This is a genomic window from Peribacillus phoenicis (genome assembly GCF_047238085.1).
Lineage (GTDB): Bacteria > Bacillota > Bacilli > Bacillales > DSM-1321 > Peribacillus.
Genome location: NZ_JBDFMF010000001.1, coordinates 1,350,462 through 1,375,708 on the forward strand (window position 1 = coordinate 1,350,462; position 25,247 = coordinate 1,375,708).

The 25,247-nt window shown below is 43.6% G+C and carries 26 protein-coding genes; 25 read left to right on the plus strand and 1 reads right to left on the minus strand.

Features of this window, described 5'->3' with window-relative positions; translation table 11 throughout:
* The first annotated feature begins 128 nt into the window (after window positions 1-128).
* From ABC374_RS06545 to spoVM, 16 genes are all read left to right on the plus strand, one after another.
* Complete coding sequence (locus ABC374_RS06545) at window positions 129-1,004, plus strand: YicC/YloC family endoribonuclease (protein WP_137018775.1); 876 nt, start codon at window positions 129-131, stop codon at window positions 1,002-1,004.
* 53 nt (window positions 1,005-1,057) lie between these two features.
* A complete protein-coding gene (gene remA / locus ABC374_RS06550) occupies window positions 1,058-1,321 on the plus strand; it encodes an extracellular matrix/biofilm regulator RemA (protein ID WP_034313813.1) in 264 nt (87 codons plus the stop codon).
* Between the two features lie 10 nt (window positions 1,322-1,331).
* Complete coding sequence (gmk, locus tag ABC374_RS06555) at window positions 1,332-1,946, plus strand: guanylate kinase (RefSeq protein ID WP_034313809.1); 615 nt, start codon at window positions 1,332-1,334, stop codon at window positions 1,944-1,946.
* Between the two features lie 3 nt (window positions 1,947-1,949).
* Complete coding sequence (gene rpoZ, locus ABC374_RS06560) at window positions 1,950-2,156, plus strand: DNA-directed RNA polymerase subunit omega (RefSeq protein WP_098371057.1); 207 nt, start codon at window positions 1,950-1,952, stop codon at window positions 2,154-2,156.
* Between the two features lie 258 nt (window positions 2,157-2,414).
* The gene (coaBC, locus tag ABC374_RS06565; RefSeq protein WP_413016567.1) at window positions 2,415-3,623 is read left to right on the plus strand and encodes a bifunctional phosphopantothenoylcysteine decarboxylase/phosphopantothenate--cysteine ligase CoaBC; all 1,209 of its coding nucleotides are present in this window, start codon (window positions 2,415-2,417) and stop codon (window positions 3,621-3,623) included.
* Window positions 3,624-3,629: 6 nt separating this feature from the next.
* The gene (gene priA / locus ABC374_RS06570; protein ID WP_413016569.1) at window positions 3,630-6,041 is read left to right on the plus strand and encodes a primosomal protein N'; all 2,412 of its coding nucleotides are present in this window, start codon (window positions 3,630-3,632) and stop codon (window positions 6,039-6,041) included.
* A 95-nt stretch (window positions 6,042-6,136) separates the two neighbouring features.
* Entirely contained in the window at window positions 6,137-6,622 is a 486-nt protein-coding gene (gene def, locus ABC374_RS06575; RefSeq protein ID WP_413016571.1) for a peptide deformylase, read from the plus strand.
* Entirely contained in the window at window positions 6,619-7,578 is a 960-nt protein-coding gene (gene fmt / locus ABC374_RS06580) for a methionyl-tRNA formyltransferase (RefSeq protein WP_413016573.1), read from the plus strand. Before def ends, fmt begins: the two co-directional genes overlap by 4 nt.
* The gene (gene rsmB / locus ABC374_RS06585; protein WP_413016575.1) at window positions 7,565-8,917 is read left to right on the plus strand and encodes a 16S rRNA (cytosine(967)-C(5))-methyltransferase RsmB; all 1,353 of its coding nucleotides are present in this window, start codon (window positions 7,565-7,567) and stop codon (window positions 8,915-8,917) included. The genes fmt and rsmB overlap by 14 nt, the downstream gene beginning before the upstream one ends.
* Window positions 8,917-10,011 (plus strand): dual-specificity RNA methyltransferase RlmN, encoded by a 1,095-nt coding sequence (rlmN, locus tag ABC374_RS06590; RefSeq protein WP_350301975.1) that lies wholly within the window; start codon window positions 8,917-8,919, stop codon window positions 10,009-10,011. Before rsmB ends, rlmN begins: the two co-directional genes overlap by 1 nt.
* A 4-nt stretch (window positions 10,012-10,015) precedes the next feature.
* Complete coding sequence (locus tag ABC374_RS06595) at window positions 10,016-10,765, plus strand: Stp1/IreP family PP2C-type Ser/Thr phosphatase (protein WP_413016577.1); 750 nt, start codon at window positions 10,016-10,018, stop codon at window positions 10,763-10,765.
* A 5-nt stretch (window positions 10,766-10,770) separates the two neighbouring features.
* Complete coding sequence (pknB, locus tag ABC374_RS06600) at window positions 10,771-12,804, plus strand: Stk1 family PASTA domain-containing Ser/Thr kinase (RefSeq protein WP_413016579.1); 2,034 nt, start codon at window positions 10,771-10,773, stop codon at window positions 12,802-12,804.
* A gap of 23 nt (window positions 12,805-12,827) precedes the next feature.
* Window positions 12,828-13,709 carry a ribosome small subunit-dependent GTPase A gene (rsgA, locus tag ABC374_RS06605; protein ID WP_230177534.1) on the plus strand — a complete coding sequence of 294 codons (882 nt, stop codon included), beginning with the start codon at window positions 12,828-12,830 and terminating at the stop codon, window positions 13,707-13,709.
* A gap of 1 nt (window position 13,710) precedes the next feature.
* Window positions 13,711-14,358, plus strand: a complete 648-nt coding sequence (rpe, locus tag ABC374_RS06610; RefSeq protein ID WP_101224617.1) for a ribulose-phosphate 3-epimerase — start codon at window positions 13,711-13,713, stop codon at window positions 14,356-14,358.
* Between the two features lie 102 nt (window positions 14,359-14,460).
* Window positions 14,461-15,114: a thiamine diphosphokinase gene (locus ABC374_RS06615; protein ID WP_413016582.1), complete on the plus strand. Its 654-nt coding sequence runs from the start codon at window positions 14,461-14,463 to the stop codon at window positions 15,112-15,114.
* A gap of 122 nt (window positions 15,115-15,236) precedes the next feature.
* Window positions 15,237-15,317 carry a stage V sporulation protein SpoVM gene (spoVM, locus tag ABC374_RS06620; protein ID WP_034313769.1) on the plus strand — a complete coding sequence of 27 codons (81 nt, stop codon included), beginning with the start codon at window positions 15,237-15,239 and terminating at the stop codon, window positions 15,315-15,317.
* Between the two features lie 187 nt (window positions 15,318-15,504).
* Here spoVM and rpmB read toward each other — a convergent pair whose 3' ends face one another.
* Complete coding sequence (gene rpmB / locus ABC374_RS06625; protein WP_034313767.1) at window positions 15,505-15,693, minus strand: 50S ribosomal protein L28; 189 nt, start codon at window positions 15,691-15,693, stop codon at window positions 15,505-15,507.
* 252 nt (window positions 15,694-15,945) lie between these two features.
* On the opposite strand from rpmB, the gene ABC374_RS06630 reads away from it, so the two are divergent.
* The 9 genes from ABC374_RS06630 to fabG all read left to right on the plus strand — a co-directional run bounded on the left by ABC374_RS06630 (window position 15,946) and on the right by fabG (window position 25,240).
* A complete protein-coding gene (locus ABC374_RS06630; RefSeq protein ID WP_034313762.1) occupies window positions 15,946-16,308 on the plus strand; it encodes an Asp23/Gls24 family envelope stress response protein in 363 nt (120 codons plus the stop codon).
* Between the two features lie 18 nt (window positions 16,309-16,326).
* Window positions 16,327-17,997: a DAK2 domain-containing protein gene (locus ABC374_RS06635; protein ID WP_350301979.1), complete on the plus strand. Its 1,671-nt coding sequence runs from the start codon at window positions 16,327-16,329 to the stop codon at window positions 17,995-17,997.
* Between the two features lie 207 nt (window positions 17,998-18,204).
* Window positions 18,205-18,867, plus strand: coding sequence for an L-serine ammonia-lyase, iron-sulfur-dependent subunit beta (sdaAB, locus tag ABC374_RS06640; protein ID WP_350301980.1), 663 nt, complete (start codon window positions 18,205-18,207; stop codon window positions 18,865-18,867).
* Window positions 18,868-18,904: 37 nt separating this feature from the next.
* The gene (sdaAA, locus tag ABC374_RS06645; RefSeq protein WP_101224621.1) at window positions 18,905-19,789 is read left to right on the plus strand and encodes an L-serine ammonia-lyase, iron-sulfur-dependent, subunit alpha; all 885 of its coding nucleotides are present in this window, start codon (window positions 18,905-18,907) and stop codon (window positions 19,787-19,789) included.
* The gene (gene recG, locus ABC374_RS06650; protein WP_413016585.1) at window positions 19,786-21,837 is read left to right on the plus strand and encodes an ATP-dependent DNA helicase RecG; all 2,052 of its coding nucleotides are present in this window, start codon (window positions 19,786-19,788) and stop codon (window positions 21,835-21,837) included. The genes sdaAA and recG overlap by 4 nt, the downstream gene beginning before the upstream one ends.
* 119 nt (window positions 21,838-21,956) lie before the next feature.
* The gene (gene fapR / locus ABC374_RS06655; protein ID WP_034313744.1) at window positions 21,957-22,514 is read left to right on the plus strand and encodes a transcription factor FapR; all 558 of its coding nucleotides are present in this window, start codon (window positions 21,957-21,959) and stop codon (window positions 22,512-22,514) included.
* A 24-nt stretch (window positions 22,515-22,538) separates the two neighbouring features.
* Complete coding sequence (gene plsX / locus ABC374_RS06660; RefSeq protein ID WP_350301982.1) at window positions 22,539-23,525, plus strand: phosphate acyltransferase PlsX; 987 nt, start codon at window positions 22,539-22,541, stop codon at window positions 23,523-23,525.
* 27 nt (window positions 23,526-23,552) lie between these two features.
* Entirely contained in the window at window positions 23,553-24,500 is a 948-nt protein-coding gene (gene fabD, locus ABC374_RS06665) for an ACP S-malonyltransferase (protein WP_350301983.1), read from the plus strand.
* Window positions 24,497-25,240: a 3-oxoacyl-[acyl-carrier-protein] reductase gene (gene fabG, locus ABC374_RS06670; RefSeq protein ID WP_413016588.1), complete on the plus strand. Its 744-nt coding sequence runs from the start codon at window positions 24,497-24,499 to the stop codon at window positions 25,238-25,240. Before fabD ends, fabG begins: the two co-directional genes overlap by 4 nt.
* Window positions 25,241-25,247: the final 7 nt, after the last annotated feature.

The following is a 25,247-nucleotide window of genomic DNA, read 5'->3' on the forward strand; positions in this document are numbered from 1 at the left end:
AGTCTTGCTCTATTGCCTTTTTATTTTTGTAGTATTTTATTTGTGAGCTAAAGTTTTCGTGCTGTAGCTAATATATAATGAATGTTAAAGGCTAAATTACTACATTATGTTTGATAGGATGTGGAACCATGGTTACCAGTATGACGGGCTATGGAAGAGAAGAAGCGGAAAACGAACAGGTCAAGGTTTTTGCTGAAATTAAGACCGTGAACCATCGTTTTTGTGAATATACGATTCGAATGCCGCGCCAGCTTTTGGTTTTGGAAGAAAAGGTGAAGAAGAAGGCGAATCAATACATAAGAAGGGGACGGGTGGAAATCTTCATTACAGTTGAAGGTGAGAGCCTGGTTTCCAAAAAGGTGAAGATCGATTGGGATCTTGCTGATCAGTATGTGGGATTGATGGAAGAAGTCAAGGGAAAATACAATCTGGAAAGTTCCATTACATTACAGGATATGCTGCAACTTGAATCGATTTTCATAACCGAGGAAGTACCTGCGGTTCCTGCCGATTTGGAATCCCTTTTATTGAAGGCTGTCACGGGAGCATTGGAAAACCTGAAAAAAATGCGGAATTTGGAAGGTCAGGAACTGGCCTTGGACATGAAACGCCAGCTTGAAAAGTTTGGTGAGATTGTAGCAGGTGTCAAAATGCATGCACCTTCAGTCGTCGAAAAATATAAAGCCCGCTTGGAAATCAAACTGGCAGAGTTGACTGAAGGATTGATCGAAGATAGCCGCATTGTGACAGAAGCGGCCATTTTTGCTGATAAATGTGATATAAATGAAGAACTGACCAGACTCGATAGCCATGTACAGCAATTTTCAAGGACGCTTACCCATAGTGAACCAATTGGAAGGAAACTCGACTTCCTTGTCCAGGAAATGAATAGGGAAGTCAATACGATTGGATCAAAGGCAAATGATTCAGCCATTACCAAAGAAGTGGTGGAAATGAAAAGTCTGCTTGAAAAATTAAAGGAACAGGTTCAAAATATCGAGTAGTCGGTTTATGATGAACCTAACAAGGTGACAATAGATATGAATGGGGGACAAAAATGTCAATTAAGCTCATTAATATTGGTTTTGGGAATATCGTTTCCGCAAACCGGATCGTATCCATCGTGAGCCCTGAATCGGCTCCGATCAAAAGGATCATCCAAGATGCCCGGGACCGCGGATCCTTAATAGATGCTACATATGGTAGAAGGACTAGGGCCGTTATAATTACAGACAGCGACCATGTTATCTTATCTGCCGTTCAACCGGAAACGGTTGCCGCACGGCTTCAAGATAGAGATGACAGCGTAGAAGAGGGGTAACTGAAACAATATGAGAGAAAAAGGTTTATTAATCGTTTTGTCCGGTCCATCCGGCGTTGGTAAAGGAACTGTAAGAAAGGCGATTTTTTCTCAGCCAGGAACGGCATTCGAATATTCGATTTCGATGACCACACGGCTGCCTCGCCATGGTGAAGTGGACGGAGTGGACTATTTCTTCAAAAAACGCGAGGAATTCGAAGCACTGATCGAAGAAGGCAAATTGCTGGAATATGCTGAGTTCGTCGGTAATTATTATGGAACACCCGTGGATTATGTCCGTGAAACAATCGATTCCGGAAAAGATGTATTTCTGGAAATTGAAGTTCAAGGAGCTAAACAGGTCCGGGAGAAATTCCCTGAAGGACTTTTCATTTTCCTTGCTCCTCCGAGTTTGACCGAACTCGAAAGCCGCATCGTTACTCGCGGAACCGAGACGGAGGAAGCGATAAAAGGCCGGATGAAAGTGGCCAAGGAAGAAATAGAACTTATGGATCTGTATGATTATGTTGTTGAAAATGATCATGTGGATGCCGCATGTGCTAGAATTAATGCAATTGTAATAGCCGAGCATTGCCGTCGGGAAAGAGTTGCTGTTCTATATAAAAAAATGTTGGAGGCGGAATAAATTATGTTATATCCATCAATTGATTCTCTATTACTTAAAATCGATTCAAAATACTCACTTGTATCAGTGGCAGCTAAGCGTGCCAGGGAAATGCAAATTAAAGATAATTGCCTCGTAACGAAACCGGTTTCCCATAAATCAGTAGGTCGTGCCCTTGAAGAGATTCATTCCGGTAAATTGACTTACGATAATTCTTACGAGGAAAACTAAAAGAACACATAGCTTGACCTATCGGGCCTGACACCCTAAAGCAAACAGGAGCGTTACATTTGGAAAGTGCTTCCTTCCTGCGGCCAAGGTGTCAGGCCTGTTTGTTTTGGTTTTAAAAAGTCCGGAAGTCATGATGAAAGCAGGCAGAGATATGGAATGTTTAGGGAAATTCATATGGTATGCGCATTTCAAATGAAATTTTTTCGGTTTTCCGTCATAATTAGAAGAAAATAGAATGTATAGTTAGGGGAAATTTGCATGCTTATCGATAAAAAAGTACTTCTTTGTGTCACCGGCGGGATTGCTGTATATAAGGCTGCTGCCCTGACAAGTAAATTAACTCAGGAAGGTGCACATGTTAAAGTGATCATGAGTGAATCGGCACGTAAATTCGTGACGCCGCTCACCTTTCAAGCACTTTCGAGAAATGATGTGTATACAGATACTTTTGATGAGAAGGATTCATCAGTCATTGCCCACATCGACTTGGCTGATTGGGCTGATATCATCCTGTTGGCTCCAGCTACAGCCAATGTCATCGGAAAGGTAGCCAATGGAATCGCGGATGATATGATTACGACCACACTTCTGGCAACGGAAGCGCCTGTCTGGGTTGCGCCGGCAATGAACGTGCACATGTACGCCCACCCAGCGGTTCAAAAAAATATGGAGACACTTCGGTCGTTTGGATATCAATTCATTGAACCGGGTGAAGGGTATTTGGCCTGCGGTTATGTAGGGAAAGGGCGATTGGAGGAACCGGAAACAATCGTAGAACATCTTAATCGATATTTCGATGAACGCAAATCACACCAACAGCCTCTTAAAGGAAAGAAATATTTGATAACGGCAGGACCGACTCGTGAAGCAATCGATCCCGTGCGTTACATGACGAATCATTCCAGCGGCAAAATGGGCTATGCCCTAGCCGAAAAGGCAATCGAAATGGGCGCTGAGGTGACATTGATCACTGGCCCAGTGAATTTGACACCACCTTCCAATGCCAAAGTAATGCCAGTGGTATCAGCAGCAGATATGTATGATGCGGTATTCGATCAGTTCGATTCCAGTGACGTCGTAATCATGACAGCTGCAGTGGCGGACTATAAACCGAAGATTTATCATGCTCAAAAGATGAAAAAGCAACCAGGGGAAAATGTGATTGAATTTGAACGGACAAAGGATATCCTCATGGAACTCGGTGAAAATAAAACCCATCAGTTCTTGGTAGGCTTTGCGGCTGAAACGAACAATGTTGAAGAATACGCAAGAGGGAAATTAGCCAAAAAGAATGCAGATATGATCGTTGCCAATAATGTTACCGCCCCAGGGGCAGGATTTGGAACGGATACGAACATCGTGACTATTTACGATAAAGATGGAAGTGCGACCGAACTTCCAAAAATGAGTAAAGCGGATATAGCTAAAAGCATCCTCGCAGAAGTATCTCGCATGCAAAAGGAATGATGTCATATGGATATAGCATCCGTCATCGTGGATGTACCTGCAAAACAAACAGATCGAGAATTCGACTATCGCATACCTGAAAAGTGGAACCAAGTCATCAAACCCGGAATGCGGGTCATCGTCCCATTCGGTCCAAGAATGGTTCAGGGATTCGTTACAGGCTTAAAAGCTAAAAGCGACTTTGCGAAATTACGCTATATAAAAGAACCAATGGATTTGGAGCCCATCCTTAATGATGAATTGCTTCAGCTTGGTGACTGGTTGACCAAAGAGGCGATGTGTTTTAAAATTTCAGCGCTACAGGCCATGCTTCCGGCAGCGATGAAAGCAAAGTATGAAAAAGTGATCAAAGTCGTTGAAGATAAAAAGGATCAGCTGCCTCCCTTCATTCAAAACCTTTTCGGTAAAAATGATTCAATATCTTGGAAAGACGTGATTGAAGGGGAGAACGCCTCCTTTTTCCAAAAGGAAATGCAAAATGGCAATCTTGAGCTCGTATATAATGTGAAAAACCGACTTAATAAGAAGACAGTCCGTGTCATAAAATCTTTGCTTTCCCCTAAGGAACTGAAAGAAATGGCATCAGCCATGTCAAGCAATGCAAAAAAACAACAGGAACTCCTTCAATACTTTATTGAACATCAAGAACCCATCCCGTTAAAAGAATTGCTTGAATTGATGAACACATCAAGCGGTACCGTCAAATCCCTAGTGTCAAAAGGGGCCTTGGCGGAAATGGATCAAGAAATATACCGTGATCCTTATGAAAACCGTGTGTTCGAAAAATCCACTCCCTTTACACTTACAGCTGAACAAGCAGCTGCATTGAAGCCCATCCACAAGAAAATACATCAAGATGAACATGATGTCTTCCTTTTGTATGGTGTAACCGGCAGCGGGAAGACGGAAGTGTATCTACAGGCAATAGCCTCTGTCATTGAAAAAGGGAAGGAGGCCATCATGCTTGTACCTGAAATCTCCTTAACGCCACAGACGGTGAAGAGGTTTAAGGAACGGTTTGGGGAGCAGGTAGCTGTCATGCATAGCGGTTTATCCGTAGGTGAAAAATATGATGAATGGCGGAAAATCCACCGTAAAGAAGTAAAAGTTGTGGTGGGCGCGCGTTCCGCCGTGTTTGCCCCTTTTGAAAACCTGGGGCTGGTCATCATTGATGAAGAGCATGAATCCAGTTATAAGCAAGAAGAAACGCCAAGGTACCACGCCAGGGACGTAGCCATTGAAAGAGCAAAATCATATGGGTGTCCGGTTATTCTTGGCAGCGCGACACCTACACTTGAATCTTTTGCGCGAGCCAAGAAAAATGTCTATAAATTATTGACACTTAGCCAGAGGATGAATAAAAATGCGTTGCCAGCAGTGGATATTGTAGATATGCGCGAAGAACTAAGAACAGGAAATCGTTCCATGTTTTCGGAGCTGCTCTTTACCAAGCTGAAAGACCGGCTTGAGAAGGGGGAGCAAACAGTTCTGATGCTAAATAAAAGGGGGCATTCTTCCTTTGTGATGTGCCGAAGCTGCGGATTGGTCATCAACTGCCCTAATTGTGACATTTCACTCACATATCATCGCTTTAATGATATAATGAAATGCCATTATTGCGGTTTTGAAGAGGGAATGCCTTCCGCTTGCCCTGAATGTGAAAGTGAACATATAAGGTTTTTCGGTACAGGCACTCAAAAGGTTGAAGAAGAGCTTGCGAAAATCCTCCCTGAAGCACGGGTCATACGGATGGATGTTGACACGACGAGTAAGAAGGGTTCACATGAGCGGTTGCTGAATGCCTTTGGTGAAGGGAAGGCCGATATATTGTTAGGCACCCAAATGATTGCCAAGGGCCTTGATTTTCCTAATATCACCCTTGTTGGAGTCCTTTCAGCTGATACGATGCTGCATCTGCCTGATTTCCGTTCTTCGGAAAAGACATTCCAGCTGCTGACACAGGTCAGCGGAAGGGCAGGACGTCATCAGCTTCCGGGAGAAGTGGTCATCCAAACCTATACACCTGAGCACTATAGCATCGAGCTTTCTGCCTTTCAGGATTATGATGCTTTTTATGAACGGGAGATGCTTCTAAGGAGGCAAAGTCATTACCCTCCCTATTATTATGTTGTCCTTATAACTGTTTCACATGAAGATTTAATGAAGACAGTGAGTGTTACTGAGAAAATCACGAATTATTTAGGCTCACGATTGAATCGGGATTCTATCGTACTAGGTCCGGTTGCTTCGCCCATTAGTCGAATCAACAATAGATATCGCTATCAATGTCTGATAAAATACAAACGAGAGCCGGACCTGAATCTGCATTTACGCACACTTTTGGAGCATTACCAAAAAGAAACCGCTCAGAATCAGCTGCAGATTTCAATAGATTTAAATCCACAGATCATGATGTAATTGTTTAAGAGATGGATGATTACCGCGAGCTGTTACAGCTTGCGTTTTTATATAATGAAGTGCTGTTTTTCATATCTAGGAGGTTACCTTTAATTTTGGCTATTTTACCGATTGTCTTGTTTCCTGAAAAAATTTTACAACAAAAATGCGATAAAGTAACAAGTTTTGATAAAAAGTTGGCAAAGCTGTTAAATAACATGTATGAAACGATGGTGGAGGCGGATGGCGTTGGACTTGCAGCACCTCAGGTTGGTGTGAAAAAGCAAGTGGCCGTCGTTGAAATAGAGGAAGGATCAGGTGCAATCGAACTGATTAATCCGGAAGTGCTGGAAATGGAAGGCGAACAGACAGGTGTTGAAGGATGCTTGAGCTTCCCGAGTTTATATGGCGAAGTAACGCGTCCATACCGTGTCATAGTCCGGGCACAAGACCGAAAAGGCTCTTTTTTCGAGATAGAAGCGGAAGATTTCCTTGCAAGGGCCCTTCAGCACGAAATCGATCATCTGCAAGGAGTTTTATTTACAAGTAAGGTTTCCCGGTATATTTCGGAAGAAGAGTTAGAAAGGTATGGAGAAGAATGACGAAAATAATATTTATGGGTACACCGGACTTTTCAGTGCCGGTATTGAGAAGAATCATTGATGAAGGGTATGATGTGATCGCTGTTGTCACACAGCCCGATCGTCCAGTAGGCCGCAAAAAGGTGCTAACGCCGCCTCCAGTTAAGGTCGAAGCCGAAAAGCATGGGATTCCCGTTTATCAGCCCGAAAAAATCCGTGAAAAAGAAGAACTTGAAAAGATCATCGCATTGAATGCTGACTTGGTGGTGACGGCGGCTTTCGGACAAATCCTTCCGAATGAATTGCTGGATGCCCCTAAGTACGGATGTATTAATGTACATGCCTCCCTGCTTCCAGAACTGCGTGGAGGGGCGCCCATTCATTATTCCATTTTACAGGGGAAAGAAAAGACTGGGATAACCATCATGTATATGGCGGAAAAATTGGATGCCGGTGATATATTGACTCAGGCGGAAGTTGCTATAGAGGAACAAGATAATGTCGGAACGCTGCATGATAAATTAAGCAAGATAGGGTCGGATTTACTTGCAGAGACACTTCCGAAACTAATTAATGAGGAGTTACAGCCGATCAAGCAGGATGAGGCTAAAGCGTCTTTTGCACCTAACATCAAGCGGTCAGAGGAAAGGATCGACTGGTCGAAATCAGGGGAAGACATCTATAACCATGTACGCGGCCTGAATCCTTGGCCTGTTGCTTATACAACCTTAGACGGGTCCATTTTGAAGATTTGGCAGGTAAAGAAACTTGAAGATGGCAATCAGGCTGTGCCGGGCACGGTCATTGATGTACAAAATGATGGTTTCATCGTTTCGACAGGCAATGAGACGGCAATACTGGTTACAGAACTGCAGCCTTCAGGAAAGAAAAAAATGCCGGCGAAAGATTACTTGCGCGGAGCCGGATCGTTCATTAAAGCAGGCATGAAGTTAGGAGAACAGAATGAAGCAAACTAAAAAGGGAGTACGTGAAATCGCTCTCGATATTTTGGAATCTGTGGAGAAAAACCAATCCTACAGTAACCTATTATTGAACAACTTGATTAAAAAGCACCAGTTATCCGTCGTGGACAGCGGTTTGCTTACAGAAATAAGCTACGGTACCATACAGCGTAAGATGACTTTGGATTATTATTTGAACCCATATATTAAACAACCTAAAAAAACGCAAAGCTGGGTCATCAATTTACTTAGGCTTTCCGTTTACCAAATGGTCTATTTAGATAAAGTGCCTGATCATGCAATCATTTTCGAGGCTGTCGAAATTTCCAAAAAACGCGGACACAAGGGTACATCTTCGATGGTCAATGGCGTGCTTCGCAACATCCAAAGGAATGGTGTTCCTTCTTTAGATGAAATTAAAGATGATCTGGAACGGCTTTCCATAGAAGTAAGTCATCCAATTTGGCTTGTAAAGCGCTGGGTAGAGCAATTTGGCTATGAAAAAACCAAGGAAATGTGTGAAATCAACTTAACTGCGCCATTACAGACGGGGCGGGTTAATTTAAAGAAGATTTCACGCAGTGAACTGATCAGCATATTAACGGAAGAAGGATATGATGTTGAAGCAAGTGAAGTCGTTCCCGAAGCAATTGTCAGCTATAAAGGGAATCTTGCTCATTCAGAAAGCTATAAGTTGGGTTATTTATCGATTCAGGACGAGAGTTCAATGCTTGTTGCCCATGCATTGGGTGCGAATGAAAATGATGCTGTACTCGATTGCTGTGCCGCACCTGGAGGGAAAACGACACATATCGCAGAAGGCTTGACCACTGGACAAGTATATGCGCTCGACCTTCATGAGCATAAGGTCAAGCTCATTAAAGAGCAGGCGGAGCGCCTAAAGCTCAGAAACAATATTAAGACAATGGCCCTTGATAGCAGAAAAGTGCAAGAACACTTCAATAAGGAAGGTTTTGACAGGGTCCTGATCGATGCACCATGTTCCGGGTTGGGAGTCATGCGCCGGAAGCCTGATGTAAAGTACACTAAAACAAAAGATGATATAATGAAACTCTCAAGTATACAAAAACAATTATTGGAATCGGCTGCCCCGCTTGTTAAGCAAGGCGGACGGTTAGTATATAGTACCTGTACGGTGGATAAAGAAGAAAATGACAAAGTCGCTGCAGCATTTTTGGAAAGCCACCCGGATTTTGAAAGCGATGCAACCTTGTCCGCAAGAATGCCTGAAAGCGTTCAGCCATTCATCGAGGGTCATACGCTGCAAGTTTTTCCGCAATATTTTAGCAGTGACGGATTCTTTATTGCGAGTTTTAGAAAGAAGGTGCTGTAATGGCAGAAATCACTAAATCATCTAGAGTAAGAAAAGATACGACACCAGAAAAACCGTCGATTTACTCATTGGAGCTACACCAAATTAAAGAATGGCTTGTTCAAAATGGAGAAAAGGCATTCCGGGCCGATCAAGTATATGACTGGCTTTATAAAAAACGTGTCTCCAGTTTTGAAGACATGTCCAACCTTTCGAAATCATTGCGGGATAAGCTGGAATCGCAATTCACCTTCACAACTTTGAAAACTTTGATTCAGCAAACGTCCAATGACGGAACGATGAAGTTTTTATTTGAACTCCAAGATGGTTATTCGATAGAAACGGTGCTTATGCGCCATGAATACGGAAACTCCATTTGCGTGACAACGCAGGTAGGATGTAGAATTGGCTGTACATTCTGTGCGTCGACATTAGGCGGTTTAAAGCGGAATCTTGAATCAGGGGAAATAGTTGCCCAGGTCGTAAAGGTTCAGCAAGCACTTGACGAATCGGAAGAACGTGTTAGTTCTGTCGTAATCATGGGTATAGGTGAACCGTTTGATAACTACGATAATATGATGTCATTCTTGAAGAATATAAACCATGAAAAGGGCTTGAACATCGGGGCACGTCATATTACCGTTTCCACAAGTGGAATCATTCCTAAGATTTATAAGTTTGCCGAAGAAAGCATGCAAATAAACTTTGCTGTTTCCCTTCATGCACCGAATACGGAATTGAGAAGTAAATTGATGCCAATCAATAAGGCCTACAAACTTCCAGACTTGATCGAAGCAATCAAGTACTATACAGAAAAAACAGGTCGCCGTGTAAGTTTTGAATATGGTCTATTCGGTGGCGAGAATGATACAGTGGAGCACGCTGAAGAATTAGCAACTTTAATAAAAGGGATAAAATGCCATGTTAACTTAATACCGGTTAACTATGTACCTGAACGCAACTATGTACGAACACCTCGGGACCAAATTTTTGAGTTTGAAAAAACATTGAAGAAGCGCGGCATTAATGTAACGATCCGAAGGGAACAAGGCAGTGATATTGACGCAGCCTGCGGCCAGCTTCGGGCCAAGGAGCGCAAAGAAGAGACGAGGTGACCCTATGAGGGCAATATTTAAGACAGACCGTGGAAAAGTCCGCCAGCATAATGAAGATAATGGCGGAATCTTTAAGAACTCGGAAGGCGTTCGCCTTGCCATCGTTGCAGATGGCATGGGCGGCCACCGTGCCGGGGATGTAGCCAGTGCAATGACGATAGACCTTCTGAAAAAGGGCTGGGAAGTATCAACCGGAATCGAAACGGCAAATGATGCCGAGGATTGGCTGAAGCAGCAAATCTTCTCGGTCAATCAGTTGCTTTTTGAACATGCAGAAGCGAATACGGAATGTAAAGGCATGGGGACCACCATTGTTGCAGCCATTTGCACCGACAAGTTTGCTACGATTGCCAACATCGGGGACAGCCGGTGTTATTTGTATAATGATAGCGGTTTTAAGCAGGTCACGGAAGATCATTCACTCGTTAACGAATTGGTCCGTTCCGGGCAGATATCGAAGGAAGATGCCGAAAACCATCCACGGAAAAATGTTTTATTACGAGCCTTGGGGACAGAAATGCAAGTGGAAATGGACATTATGACGGTCATCTTCGAAGAAAATGATTTACTATTGCTTTGTTCGGATGGATTGACGAATAAAGTGAGTGAACAGGAACTGGAAGAAACGGTAACCAATGGACAGTCACTTGAAGAAAAGGCGAATTCATTAATAGATAAGGCCAATCACTACGGTGGGGAAGATAATATCACACTTGTACTTGTTCAATTTACTGAAGAAAGTGAAAGCAGGTGAATTGAATGTTGATTGGTAGAAGAATCAACGGCCGTTATAAACTGATCGAGATGGTCGGCGGCGGCGGTATGGCGAATGTTTACCTTGCAAGGGATATGATCTTAGATAGGGATGTCGCATTGAAAATCCTTCGCATGGACTTTAATAATGACGAGGAGTTCATCAAGCGCTTCAATCGGGAAGCCCAATCGGCAACCAGTTTGGCCCATCCCAATATCGTAAGCATTTATGATGTTGGTGAAGAAGATTCCATCTATTATATTGTAATGGAATACGTTGACGGGTTTACACTTAAGCAATACATACAAAAATATTATCCAATTCCAGTTGATGAAGCCTTGGATATCATGAGGCAAATCACGGCAGCGATTTCCCATGCCCATCATAATGGGATCATTCATCGTGATATCAAGCCACAGAACATTTTGATTGATAAAGAAGGAACCGTCAAGATTACGGACTTCGGCATTGCATTGGCACTAAGTGCAACAAACATCACGCAGACCAACGCAGTCTTGGGCTCGGTTCATTATTTATCTCCGGAACAGGCCAGAGGCGGTATGGCCAATAAGAAGTCGGACATTTATTCACTTGGCATCGTCATGTTTGAATTGTTGACGGGAAGATTGCCATTTTCGGGTGAATCAGCCGTGTCGATAGCTCTTAAACATTTACAATCGGAAACTCCGTCTCCAAAACGCTGGAACTCTGAAATACCACAGAGTGTGGAAAATATTATCTTGAAAGCGACAGCCAAAGATTCATATTACCGCTATGAGAGCGTAGACTCGATGGAAGATGACATACGGACGTCGCTTAATCCTGAGCGTTCAAATGAACTGCCTTTTGCCATTCCCGAAGATCATGATGCAACAAAAGCCATCCCCGTCATAACGGATGATCAGCTTTCCAGCGTCGATGAGACAATCATAAGGGGTCCTGAAAAAAATACTTTAGTTTATGCGGATGATGAGGAAAGTGATTCTGTAGCAGAGAGTAAATCGAAAAAGAAACAGAAGAAACAAAAGAAACAGAAAAAACAAAAAAACAAGTCGGAACATAAAGGTAAAAAACGAAAGAACATGCCTGCAATCCTGGTGACCACCTTTTTAGTTCTCGCCCTGCTTGCTGTTTTATCTGTCACTGTTTTACCTCCCCTCCTTGTCTCGAAGGAAGTGACGATCCCGGACCTTAAAGGGGAAGAATTGGATGATGCCATTACTGAATTGCTTGAATTGGATTTGAAAGTTGGAGAAACGATCGAGATTGAAGATGAAGAGGTGGAAGCTGGTCTTGTGATCAAAACCAACCCTAAGGAAGGTAAGACGGTCAAGGAAGGTGCAGTGATCGATATTTATCAAAGCATTGGTAAAGAGACGATTTCATTGTCCAGCTATGAAGGTCGAGACTACTCTGATGTTAAATCCCTGCTTGATAAAATGGGATTCAAAAACATAAGCGTTACCGAAAAATATGATGACAGTGCAGCCGGCACGATCATTGAACAATCGCCCTCGGGTGCCACTGAGGTCGTACCATCCGAAACGGAGCTCGAGTTAACGGTCAGTAAAGGGGCAGATCTCCTGAGCTTGAAGAACTTAACGGGGTTCAATAAAGCTGGCCTTGATGATTATTCCAGTGAAAGTGGAATAAAGATCGATGTCGAAGAAGAAATCTATGATGATTCCGTAGCGGAGGGGCTTGTCATTTCCCAGTCACCGGAACCTGCTACGAAGGTGGAAAAGGGCAGTACTGTGAAAGTGGTCATTTCAAAAGGGAAAGAAGAGATTCCTCCGAAGAGTGTAACGGAGGAAATCAAAATCGAGTATGATCCGGTTGAGCCAGGCAAAACGCAAAAAATACAAATTTTCATCGAGGATATCGACAATAGCATGACTGAGCCTCAAGAAACATTCTATATAAGGGAAGATGCGAAGAGAACGATCGAATTAATGGTTTCCCCGGATAAGAAAGCAGGATATAAAGTCATGCGGGACAATCAGGTCATCATTGACGAATCCGTCTCATATCCAGAATAAATTTAATAATTAGGAGTGTGGTTATGCCCGAAGGAAAAATTATCAAAGCACTAAGTGGATTTTATTATGTCCTTGATGGTGAAGAGGTCTATCAATGCCGTGGAAGGGGCCTGTTCAGGAAGAATAAGGTAACCCCGCTCGTGGGTGATTATGTTGTGTTTGAAGCGGAAAATAAAACGGACGGGACCGTGACCGAAATAAAACCGCGAAAGAATGAATTGATACGTCCGCAAATCTCGAATGTAGACCAGGCAATCCTTGTCTTTTCGGCAGTAGAACCTGATTTCAGTCCGGCATTGCTTGATCGATTCCTCGTACTGATTGAAGATAACGAAATCGAACCGATTATCGTCGTGACGAAACTGGACTTGGTTACAGCTGAAAACCAAAAGAAATTGTCTCAGTATATCAAGGACTATCAGAAACTTGGCTATACTGTACTGGAAACATCTTCTGTTACCGCTGGAGGAATTGAAGAACTAGTGCCGTATTTAGAAGGAAAAACCAGTGTATTTGCCGGGCAGTCAGGTGTTGGGAAATCGTCTTTGCTGAATGCAATCAATCCTGAATTGGCTTTAAAGACGGATGATATTTCTTCACACTTGGGACGTGGGAAGCATACCACCCGCCACGTTGAATTGATTCATATCGGCTCTGGACTTGTCGCGGATACTCCAGGGTTCAGTTCACTTGAATTCATGGAAATGGAAGCTGAACGGTTATCCTATTGCTTCCCGGAAATGCATAAGCATGGGGAAGACTGTAAATTCAGGGCCTGCCTGCACGATAAAGAACCAAAGTGTGCAGTGAAGGAAGCGGTTGATGCCGGGGAAATTCCACGTTATCGATATGAACATTATATGCAATTCTTAGAAGAAATCAGAGATAGAAAGCCGAGGTATTAAAATGGTTAAAATCGCACCATCCATTTTATCAGCTGACTTTGCAAAATTGGGAGAAGAAATTCTTGATGTGGAAAGGGGCGGAGCGGATTTAATCCATGTAGATGTCATGGATGGGCATTTCGTGCCGAATATAACGATAGGCTCGCTGATTGTCGATGCCATCCGTCCCATAACAAAGCTTCCGCTTGATGTTCATTTAATGATCGAACAACCAGATCGTTATATCGAGGCCTTTGCGAAAGCAGGAGCCGATTATATAACTGTACATGTAGAGGCATGCACACATTTGCATCGGACGATCCAATTGATTAAATCTTTTGGTGTAAAGGCAGGCGTGGTGCTTAATCCAGCCACTCCAGCTTCCTTGATCCAACCAATAATCGAAGATATTGACATGGTATTGTTGATGACGGTCAATCCTGGTTTTGGCGGACAAAAGTTCATTAAATCCGTTCTTCCCAAAATTGCCGAAGTGAAGGCGATGGCGGAAATGTATAATCAAAATCTGGAAATAGAGATTGATGGTGGAGTAAATGAAGAAACGGCTAAACTATGTATTGAACAAGGGGCGACAATCCTTGTGGCAGGCTCGGCAATATATAATCAAGAAGATCGAAACGCAGCGATTCAAAAGATTCGGGGAAAGTGATATAAGCCGACACTATCATATTCGTATGATGGTGATCGGCTTTTTTTATCAATCAAACATAGGAATCTTTAATATGAATATGTAAAGAAAAGGATGATTTCGATGATTATTAGTATTATGGCTGGAGGTCCGGAATGTTTTTGGCCGGATCTGACATCGTATAAGGAGAAGACTGACCTTTGGGTCGGGGTTGACAGGGGAGTATGGTCTTTGCTTGAAAAAGGTATCGAACCTAGATACGGTTTTGGGGATTTTGATTCAGTTTCGGAAGGTGAATACAGGAAAATTGAGCAAAGGCTGGAACAAATCAATCTATATTCTTCGGAAAAGGATGAAACGGATTTAGAAATCGCTTTTAAATGGGCAATAGGGCAAAAGCCAAGTGAAATTCACATTCTGGGCGCAACAGGGGGAAGAATGGACCATTTTCTTGGGAATATCCAGCTGCTCCAAAAAGAAAGTGTCCTCCCTCATCATGGCGATATGGATATATACATAGTCGATCGGCAAAATATATTCACAGTAAAGACAGCAGGTTCATATGAGGTCACTGCTTTGAAAGATAAGAAATACTTGTCATTGCTCCCCGTAACGGCTGAAGTCACCGGCATTACACTTTCGGGTTTCAAATACCCGCTGGATGATGCAAGCTTGGAAATAGGTTCGACGCTTTGCATCAGCAATGAACTAATTTCCGAATCTGGGAATGTTTCATTTGAGAAAGGCATATTAATGGTGATAAGAAGCAGTGATTAAAATTCATGCTTAGAGCAGATTCGGATATAATTACGATCATCCTATATCCGCTTAAAAGCTTATGTTGTAATAGAAAAATTCCACTTCATCTTTAATTGTGGGATGCAAAGAGGAGGGGCATGATGAAATTTTATACGATTAAATTGCCAAAAGTTCTGGGCAGTTTGGTAAGGGCTATGCTCGGAGCGTTTAAAAAAGGCTGATACTTATCTCCATGACACCTCTCAAATTAAGGGAGGTGTTATTTTTTCGGTAAAAAGGGGCGGCCATCCATTAATGGGTGAAGGCTCCCTCCTTGATGCAGGAAAGACCTGATCAACGAATTGAAACCCTCCCCATTAAATACCGGCCATTACAAGTAAAAAGGCATCCTAAGAGGATGCCGTAACATTATACGCGTTCTACTTTGCCCGATTTAAGAGCTCTTGCAGAAACGTATACACGTTTAGGTTTACCGTCAACTAAAATACGTACTTTTTGAAGGTTAGCGCCCCATGTACGCTTGCTAGCGTTCATTGCGTGAGAGCGGCTGTTACCAGAACGAGTTCTTCTTCCAGTGATTACACATTTACGTGCCATGTCAAATTCCCTCCTAACTACAACAAGCTTAAGTTTTTCGCAGTCGTCTTAAGTCTTTGTAAAATACTTTAATAATTTATCATACCTACCGTTAGAATGCAATACTTCAGTTAATTACTTTCAAGAAAAAAACCTTGACATACATACTTCAAAATTGAATTATATATAGTACCGTAAGACATTTACTTTTAAAACCATAGACATTATAGTAAAATGTCTTTAGTTGATTTGATTTTTGGGAGGGAAAAGAAAATGTCTATCGAATTACAAACGAAGTATGGACAAATTGATATCTCTAATGAGGTTATCGCTACTGTAGCAGGCGGCGCAGCCGTGGATTGCTACGGAATTATAGGAATGTCTTCCAAAAAACAATTTAAAGACGGCATTGCCGAAATTTTAAGAAAAGAAAACTTTACTAAGGGTGTAATTGTCCGTCAAGAAGAGGAAGAAGTTCATATCGATATGTATATTATCGTAAGTTATGGAACGAAAATCTCGGAAGTTGCACATAATGTGCAATCAAAGGTAAAGTACACCCTGGACAAAACTGTAGGATTAGCTGTTGATTCCGTCAACATTTTTGTACAGGGAGTTCGTGTGACGAACCCTTAAGTATAGGAGGAAAGTTTTGTGTCAATTACAAGTTTGAACGGAAAGCGCTTTGCAGAAATGATCATTCAAGGTGCCAACCATTTAGCGGCTAATGCCCAAATGGTTGATGCGTTGAATGTTTTCCCTGTTCCAGATGGGGATACAGGAACGAATATGAATTTATCGATGACTTCGGGTGCGAAGGAAGTGCAAAATAACGTCCAGGAACACATCGGGAAAGTGGGTGCGTCACTTTCAAGAGGACTGCTAATGGGCGCACGCGGCAATTCGGGAGTTATCCTTTCGCAACTGTTCCGCGGTTTTGCTAAAGCGATTGAACATAAATCGGAAATCAATAGTGAAGAATTTGCCCAAGCTTTTGAAGCGGGGGTTCAGACAGCTTATAAAGCCGTCATGAAACCTGTTGAAGGAACCATTTTAACGGTTGCAAAAGATGCAGCCAAGCAAGCGGTTTCATCAGCAGCAAATCATATAGACCTTATTCAGGTGATGGAAGAAATCGTTACGGAGGCCAATGCTTCTTTAAAACGCACACCGGATCTTCTTCCAGTCTTAAAAGAAGTGGGAGTCGTTGATAGCGGCGGGCAAGGGTTGGTGTTCGTTTATGAAGGTTTCCTTGCTGAGCTGAAAGGTGAGGCCCTTCCATCCCGACCTGCAAATGGCCCAAGCATGGATGACATGATCAATGCCGAACATCACATGAATGTACAAGGGCATATGAACACGGAAGATATCGTGTATGGCTACTGCACGGAATTCATGGTCCGATTGGAAAGTGAAAAACTTGCCAATGAATCATTTGATGAAGAAAAATTCAGAAATGATTTAAGTGAATACGGAGATTCTTTATTAGTCATCTCAGATGATGAAGTCGTCAAGGTACATATTCACTCTGAACAGCCTGGCACGTGCCTGAATTATGGACAGCAATATGGTAGCTTAATAAAAATGAAAATCGATAATATGCGTGAACAGCATACTGCGATTGTAGGTCAGACGAATACACCGCTTCAAACTAAACCGTCCACCAAAGAGAAGTACGCTGTAGTGTCAGTGGCGATGGGTGCTGGCATCAGCGAATTATTCAAAAGCATCGGTGCTAAGTCCGTCATCGAAGGCGGACAAACGATGAATCCTAGCACGGAAGATATCGTTAAAGCTGTCGAAGAGGCATATGCAGATCATGTGATCATCTTGCCTAACAATAAAAATATCATCATGGCGGCCAATCAGGCTGCAGATGTACTTGGGGATCATGTGACTGTCATCCCAACGAAAACAGTACCACAGGGAATGGCTGCATTGCTGGCTTTCAACCCTTCAATTGATGCTGAAGAGAATAAAAAAGCGATGATCGAAGCCCTTTCGCATGTGAAAACGGGCCAGATTACTTATGCTGTCCGGGATACCAACATTGACGGTCTTGCAATCGAGACCGGGGACTTCATGGGAATTGCTGAAGGCACCATCAAAGTGAAGGATAAAGACATGACCCAAGCGGCAAAAGATCTTCTTTCCGATATGATTGACGAAGATTCAGAAATCCTTACCATTTTATATGGAGAAGATGCCACTGCTGAAAATGTCGAAAGTCTTGTTGCGTTTTGTAATGAGAATTACGAAGACGTTGAAGTTGAAGTCCATAATGGGAAACAACCTTTATATTCTTTCATTTTTTCAATTGAATAAGTAGAGAACCATGAAGATGAGGGAGACTTATTCGTCACGATGTTTGAGGATCCTGAAAAAAATAAAAGGCAATAAACTGCATATGTCATTAGGCTATGCAGTTTTATTTTTTATGAAAAGAAGGATTACGGACAGAGTAATTGTAATTACAATATATCAGCCTTTATTATTAAACTGACTCCCAGTGTATAGAAGGAGGAGCAAGTCATGAAATTTAGAAGTGTATTCGATATAATTGGTCCTGTTATGATCGGCCCCTCTAGTTCCCATACGGCAGGAGCTGCAAGGATCGGCAGGGTTGCCAGGAATTTATTCGACCGGGAACCAAAATGGGTCCATATTTCTTTTTACGGATCATTTGCCAAAACCTATAAAGGCCATGGAACGGATGTAGCCATTGTAGGAGGCTTACTTGATTTTGATACATTTGATGAGAGAATCAAAGAATCGCTGGAAATAGCCCGTAAAAAAAAGATGAAAATTACTTTTCGGGAAGAAGAAGCCGTACCGGAGCATCCCAATACAGCAAAAATAACGGTTGGTGATGATGATGGTGAACTGGAACTTGTCGGAATATCGATAGGCGGGGGAAAAATCGAAATCGTCGAACTGAACGGGTTTAAATTGAGGCTCTCCGGGCACAACCCTGCCATACTCGTCGTTCATGATGATCGATTTGGTGCCATCGCAAATGTTTCAAACATATTAGCCAAGCATCAAATCAATATTGGCCAGATGGAAGTCTCCCGAAAAGAAAAAGGGAAGATGGCCTTGATGACGATTGAAGTGGATCAAAACCTGGAGGATCACGTCATCGCTGAAATTACAGCACTCCCCAACATCACTCAAGTAGCGAGGATTGTGGATTGATAGGGCAATCGTCTCCACTTAGGAAGGAGAAGAAATCATGTTTCGAAATGTAGCGGAATTAGTAGAATTAGCTGAATCAAAGCAAAAGAAAATTTCAACGCTGATGATAGAACAGGAAATGGAAGTTACGGGAAAAAGCCGTGAAGAAATCATCCGCCAGATGGGGGTCAACCTGGATGTAATGGAACAGGCAGTTGAAAAAGGACTTCAAGGTGTCCGGTCCGTTTCCGGCCTGACGGGAGGGGATGCAGTCCTTCTTCAGACTTACATTAAATCAGGAAATTCCTTATCCGGTGAACTGCTGCTGGATGCGGTAAGCAAAGCGGTGGCAACAAACGAAGTGAACGCAGCCATGGGAACGATTTGTGCGACACCGACTGCCGGATCTGCCGGTGTTGTGCCTGGAACACTTTTTGCTTTGCAAAATAAATTAAAGCCGAATCGGGAACAGAAAATTGAGTTCCTATTTACAGCAGGGGCGTTTGGTTTTGTTGTAGCGAATAATGCTTCGATCTCTGGAGCCGCAGGGGGCTGTCAGGCTGAAGTCGGTTCTGCTTCGGGCATGGCGGCGGCAGCCATCGTTGAAATGGCAGGAGGGACACCTGCACAAAGTGCAGAAGCGATGGCAATCACATTAAAGAACATGCTTGGCCTTGTGTGTGACCCTGTTGCTGGGCTTGTGGAGGTGCCTTGTGTAAAGCGTAATGCCATGGGGGCAGCCAATGCTATGGTTGCCGCTGATATGGCGCTAGCGGGGATCACAAGCCGCATACCGTGTGATGAAGTGATTGATGCGATGTACAAAATCGGGCAAACAATGCCATCGGCTCTTAGGGAAACTGCACAAGGAGGTTTAGCGGCAACACCGACTGGACGGGAGTTGGAAGCCAAAATCTTTGGCTTGCCGCTGAATAAGAAGTGAACCCCGCTTTACAGGAACCCATAACAGCAGTAAAGGGCATTGGGGCCGAAACGGGGGCAGCTTTGGGGGAAATGGAGATCCATACCGTCGCGGATCTCCTTGAGCATCTCCCATATCGCTATGAAGATTACCGATTGAGGGATTTAGAAACGGTCGAGCATGATGAGCGGGTTACCATAGAAGGCAAAGTTCATACGGTGCCTACATTAGGATACTTCGGAAAGAAAAAATCCAGGCTTACGATTAAAGTGTTAACGGGGAGATATTTAATAAATGTGATTTTTTTTAACCAGCCATATCTGAAGCCGAAGCTTGCGATAGGCGAAACCGTAACGGTAACGGGAAAGTGGGATCGTCATCGCCAAACCATTACAGGCTCGGAATGCCACGTTGGCGATCGTAGCCGGGAGAAAGAGTTCGAACCGGTGTACTCAGTGAAGGGCAGCATTACTGTCAAAGGGCTCCGCCGCTTTATCTCCAATGCATTTTCTGAATATGGGGCCATGATAGAAGAAAATCTGCCCCCGCAATTATTGTCGGCATACAAACTGATGCCGCGTAACGACGCTCTTCGTACCATGCATTTCCCTCAATCGGCCAATGAGGTGAAAAAGGCTCGCCGCCGTTTTGTCTATGAAGAATTTTTATTGTTTCAACTTAAAATGCAGGCACTTCGTAAAGTGCAGCGGGAGCAGTCAAAAGGAATTGGCCAGGAGTTTGACATGGAGCAGCTGGAAGCCTTTGTAGGAACTCTCCCTTTTCCTTTGACGAACGCCCAGAATAGGGTCGTCGAGGAAATAATGAATGACATGAAATCTCCCTACAGGATGAATCGCCTGCTTCAAGGTGATGTCGGGTCTGGAAAAACGGTGGTTGCCGCCATATGCCTGAAGGCGACGATTACAGCAGGTTTCCAAGGTGCTCTAATGGTCCCGACGGAAATCTTGGCTGAGCAGCATACTCAATCGCTGAAGGTGATGTTGGAACCGAGTGGAGTGAAGGTCGCATTGTTGACAAGTTCGGTAAAAGGCAAAAAGCGCAAGGAACTATTGCAAATGCTGGAATCCGGCGAGCTAGATCTTTTGATAGGAACACATGCATTGATACAGGATGAAGTGAATTTTCGGAACCTGGGACTTGTCATAACGGACGAACAACATCGTTTCGGAGTGGAGCAGCGCCGGATCCTTCGTGAAAAGGGTACAAATCCAGATGTACTTTTCATGACGGCTACACCGATTCCGCGAACGCTTGCAATTACAGTGTTTGGGGAAATGGACGTCTCGACGATCGATGAAATGCCTGCCGGGCGTAAAGCGATAGAAACCTATTGGGCGAAACACCAAATGCTTGATCGGATCTTAACATTTGTCGAAAAGGAACTAAAGAAAGGGAGACAGGCTTACGTTATCTGTCCATTGATTGAGGAGTCGGAGAAACTCGATTCTTTACAGAATGTTCTCGATGTTCATGCAATGCTGACTCAATACTTTGCGAACAGGTACAAAGTGGGACTTATGCATGGCCGGCTGCCCGCGGATGAAAAAGACGAAGTGATGCAGCAGTTTAGTGCCAATGAAGCACAAATCCTTGTTTCCACGACGGTTGTCGAGGTTGGGGTGAATGTTCCAAATGCAACGGTAATGGTCATTTATGATGCGGAGCGCTTTGGGCTTTCACAGTTGCATCAGCTGCGCGGAAGGGTTGGACGTGGAAGCGATCAGTCCTTTTGCATCCTGCTGGCTGATCCGAAAACGGAAGTCGGCAAAGAACGGATGAAAATCATGACCGAGACAAACGATGGATTCGCCCTTTCCGAAAAAGATTTGGAACTACGCGGCCCCGGGGACTTCTTCGGTAAAAAACAAAGCGGCCTTCCCGAGTTCAAGGTAGCCGACATGGTCCATGATTACAGGACCCTGGAAGTTGCAAGGGAAGATGCTGCAAAATTGATTGCCTCCCAAAGCTTTTGGCATTCCCCTGAGTATGCACCGCTGCGGAACTATTTAGCGGGAACGGGAGTATTCACGGGAGAAAAGCTGGACTGAACTGAATAAAAAACCCAATAGCAGATTGTGAGATTTTACTCAATATCTTGCAATCTGTTTTTAAAATATATATACTACTATTAGTACCTAGTCATAATACTACGGATGGTGACCTTCAAATGCGAAGAAATAAGAAGGAACGCCAGCAATTATTAATCGAAACGATTAAACAGAATCCTTTTGTAACGGATGAGGAGCTGGCTGAAAAATATTCGGTGAGCGTCCAGACCATTAGGCTTGACCGTCTTGAATTATCGATACCGGAACTGCGTGAACGTATTAAAAGCGTGGCCGAGAAAAAATTCAGTGACGAAATCAGGGCATTGCCTTTGGATGAAATCATCGGGGAAGTAATTGATCTTAATTTAGATGACAATGCAATTTCGATTTTGGATATAAATAAGGAGCATGTCTTTAAGAGGAATGGAATTGCAAGGGGACATCACCTTTTTGCCCAAGCAAATTCATTGGCTGTAGCAGTCATAAATGATGAATTGGCATTAACTGCGAAAGCATCCATTTTATTTACTCGTTCTGTTAAGGAAAATGAAAGAGTGGTAGCTAAAGCTAGGGTTAAAAACGTGGACCACACCAACGATCGTTCCGTGGTGGAGGTTAGAAGCTACGTGGGTAATGAACTGGTTTTTAAAGGCGAGTTCGAAATGTATCGCTCTTAACTTGCTAGTAAAGGATGAAAGAAAATGAAGATAACGATAGATGCAATGGGTGGCGATAATGCTCCCAAGGCACAGGTTTTGGGAGCGATGAAAGCTGTCGAGACTTTTTCCGATGTGGAAATCACCTTGATAGGCAATGAATCGGAGATCAACCAATACTTAGCGAAACATGGCCGTATAAAGGTCATACATACTGATGAAAAAATATTAAGCACCGATGAACCTGTTCGTGCGGTTCGCCGCAAGAAAAGCGCCTCGATGGTATTGGCTGCACAGCAAGTGGCTGACGGAGAAGCGGATGCATGCATTTCTTCAGGCAATACGGGGGCGCTAATGGCTGCAGGCTTGTTTGTGGTCGGAAGGATAGAAGGCATTGAACGTCCGGCGTTGGCTCCAACCCTTCCGACAATCGATGGCAAAGGTTTTGTACTACTGGATGTAGGCGCAAACTCCGATGCGAAACCGGAGCATCTCCTTCAATTCGCCATAATGGGGTCTGTTTATGCTCAAAAAGTGCGGGGAATCGAAAAGCCCCGTGTCGGATTACTTAATATCGGAACAGAAGAAAAAAAGGGGAATGAACTGACTAAGCATGCCTTTACATTACTGCAGCAATCATCGGAGATATCCTTTATAGGCAATGTAGAGGCAAGGGACCTCCTAAGCGGGCCGGCAGATGTTGTCGTAACGGACGGCTTCACGGGAAATATGGTGTTAAAGACGCTTGAAGGCACTGCTATGAGTGTATTTAAAATGGTGAAAACGGCCTTGATGAGCAACCTAAAGAGTAAGCTGGCTGCAGCAATGGTAAAGCCTGAACTAAAAGGCATAAAAAATAAAATGGATTACTCGGAGTATGGTGGTGCCGGCCTCTTCGGTTTGAAGGCCCCTGTCATTAAGGCTCATGGTTCTTCAGATGCGAATGCAGTCTATAATGCAATCCGCCAGACTCGCGATATGGTTGGAAATGACGTCATATCGACAATTGCGGAGACGATAGAAAAACAATAATAAATCAAAGAGGCAGGGGAGTAACATATGGGTAAAATTGCATTTGTCTTTCCAGGACAAGGATCACAATCAATAGGAATGGGGCATGGCTTATTTCAGGAAAACGAGCGTGCTCAGCAAATTTTTCGATCAGCAGATGAAAAACTTGATTTTCCACTTTCCGAATTGATCTTTAATGGCACACAACAAGAATTAACGGTGACTTATAATGCACAGCCTGCTTTATTGACCACGAGTTATGCTTTTGTCAAGGAACTGGAAGAAGCGGGGATCAAACCCGATTATACAGCCGGGCACAGCTTAGGCGAATATACCGCATTAGTGGCATCTGGCGCAATTTCTTTTGAAGATGCCGTATATACAGTGCGTAAACGTGGTGAATTCATGGAAGCTGCGGTACCGAATGGCCAAGGCTCTATGGCTGCGATATTGGGAATGGACCGTGAAGCTCTATCTGAAGTCACTTCTGAAATTACGGCCACTGGTGAATCCGTTCAATTGGCCAATATTAATTGTCCAGGGCAAATCGTCATTTCAGGCACCTCTGAAGGGGTTAAACTTGCAAGTGTAAAAGCCAAGGAAAATGGGGCTAAACGGGCTCTTCCTCTTGAAGTGAGTGGACCGTTCCATTCGGAATTAATGAAACCGGCAGCAGAAAAGTTACAGGGTGTCCTCGATGAAGTAAGCTTCAAACAGGCAGAAATTCCTGTCATTTCAAACGTAACTGCTAAGCCGATTACAGCACCTGCTGAAATTAAAGAAAAATTAATCGAACAGCTGTATTCACCGGTCCTTTGGGAAGACAGCGTGAAAAATCTGCTTGAATTGGGCGTGGATACGTTCATCGAGGTGGGCCCTGGGAAAGTATTGGGCGGTTTGATAAAGAAAATCGATCGTTCCGTTCAAATTCATTCGGTTTCCGATATAGATACTCTAACTAAAACAATTGAAACATTGAAGGGGGTACAAGCATGATCCTCGAAGGTAAAAAAGCACTTGTAACGGGAGCTTCACGAGGTATTGGCAGGGAAGTTGCATTGGAACTTGCCCGTCAGGGAGCAGACGTTGCCATCAACTATTCCGGCAGTGAAGCTAAAGCGAATGAAGTGGTTGAAGAAATCAAGGCATTGGGCCGTAAGGCATTCGCCGTCCAATGCGATGTTGCAAATAGTGAATCGGTGACAAGCATGATCAAAGAGGTCATCGAACAGTTTGACAGAGTGGATATCCTGGTTAATAATGCAGGTATCACACGTGATAACCTATTGATGCGTATGAAAGAAGATGAATGGGATTCTGTTATCAATACGAATCTTAAAGGCGTGTTCCTATGCACAAAGGCGGTTACAAGGCAAATGATGAAGCAGCGCAGCGGCAGGATCATCAATATGGCATCGATCGTCGGCGTCAGCGGAAATGCAGGGCAGGCTAATTATGTAGCGGCTAAAGCTGGCGTGATCGGTTTGACTAAAACCACGGCAAAGGAACTTGCTTCAAGAGGCATTACGGTCAATGCGATTGCCCCAGGTTTCATCTCTACGGATATGACTGGGGAATTGCCTGAAGACGTCCGAAAAGCCATGCTGGACCAAATTCCGCTTGCACGGTTCGGTGACCCTAAAGATATTGCTGCAGTGGCGTCTTTCCTCGCTTCCGATGCCAGCAAATATATGACTGGGCAAACACTTCATGTGGATGGCGGAATGGTCATGTAAGTTTTCT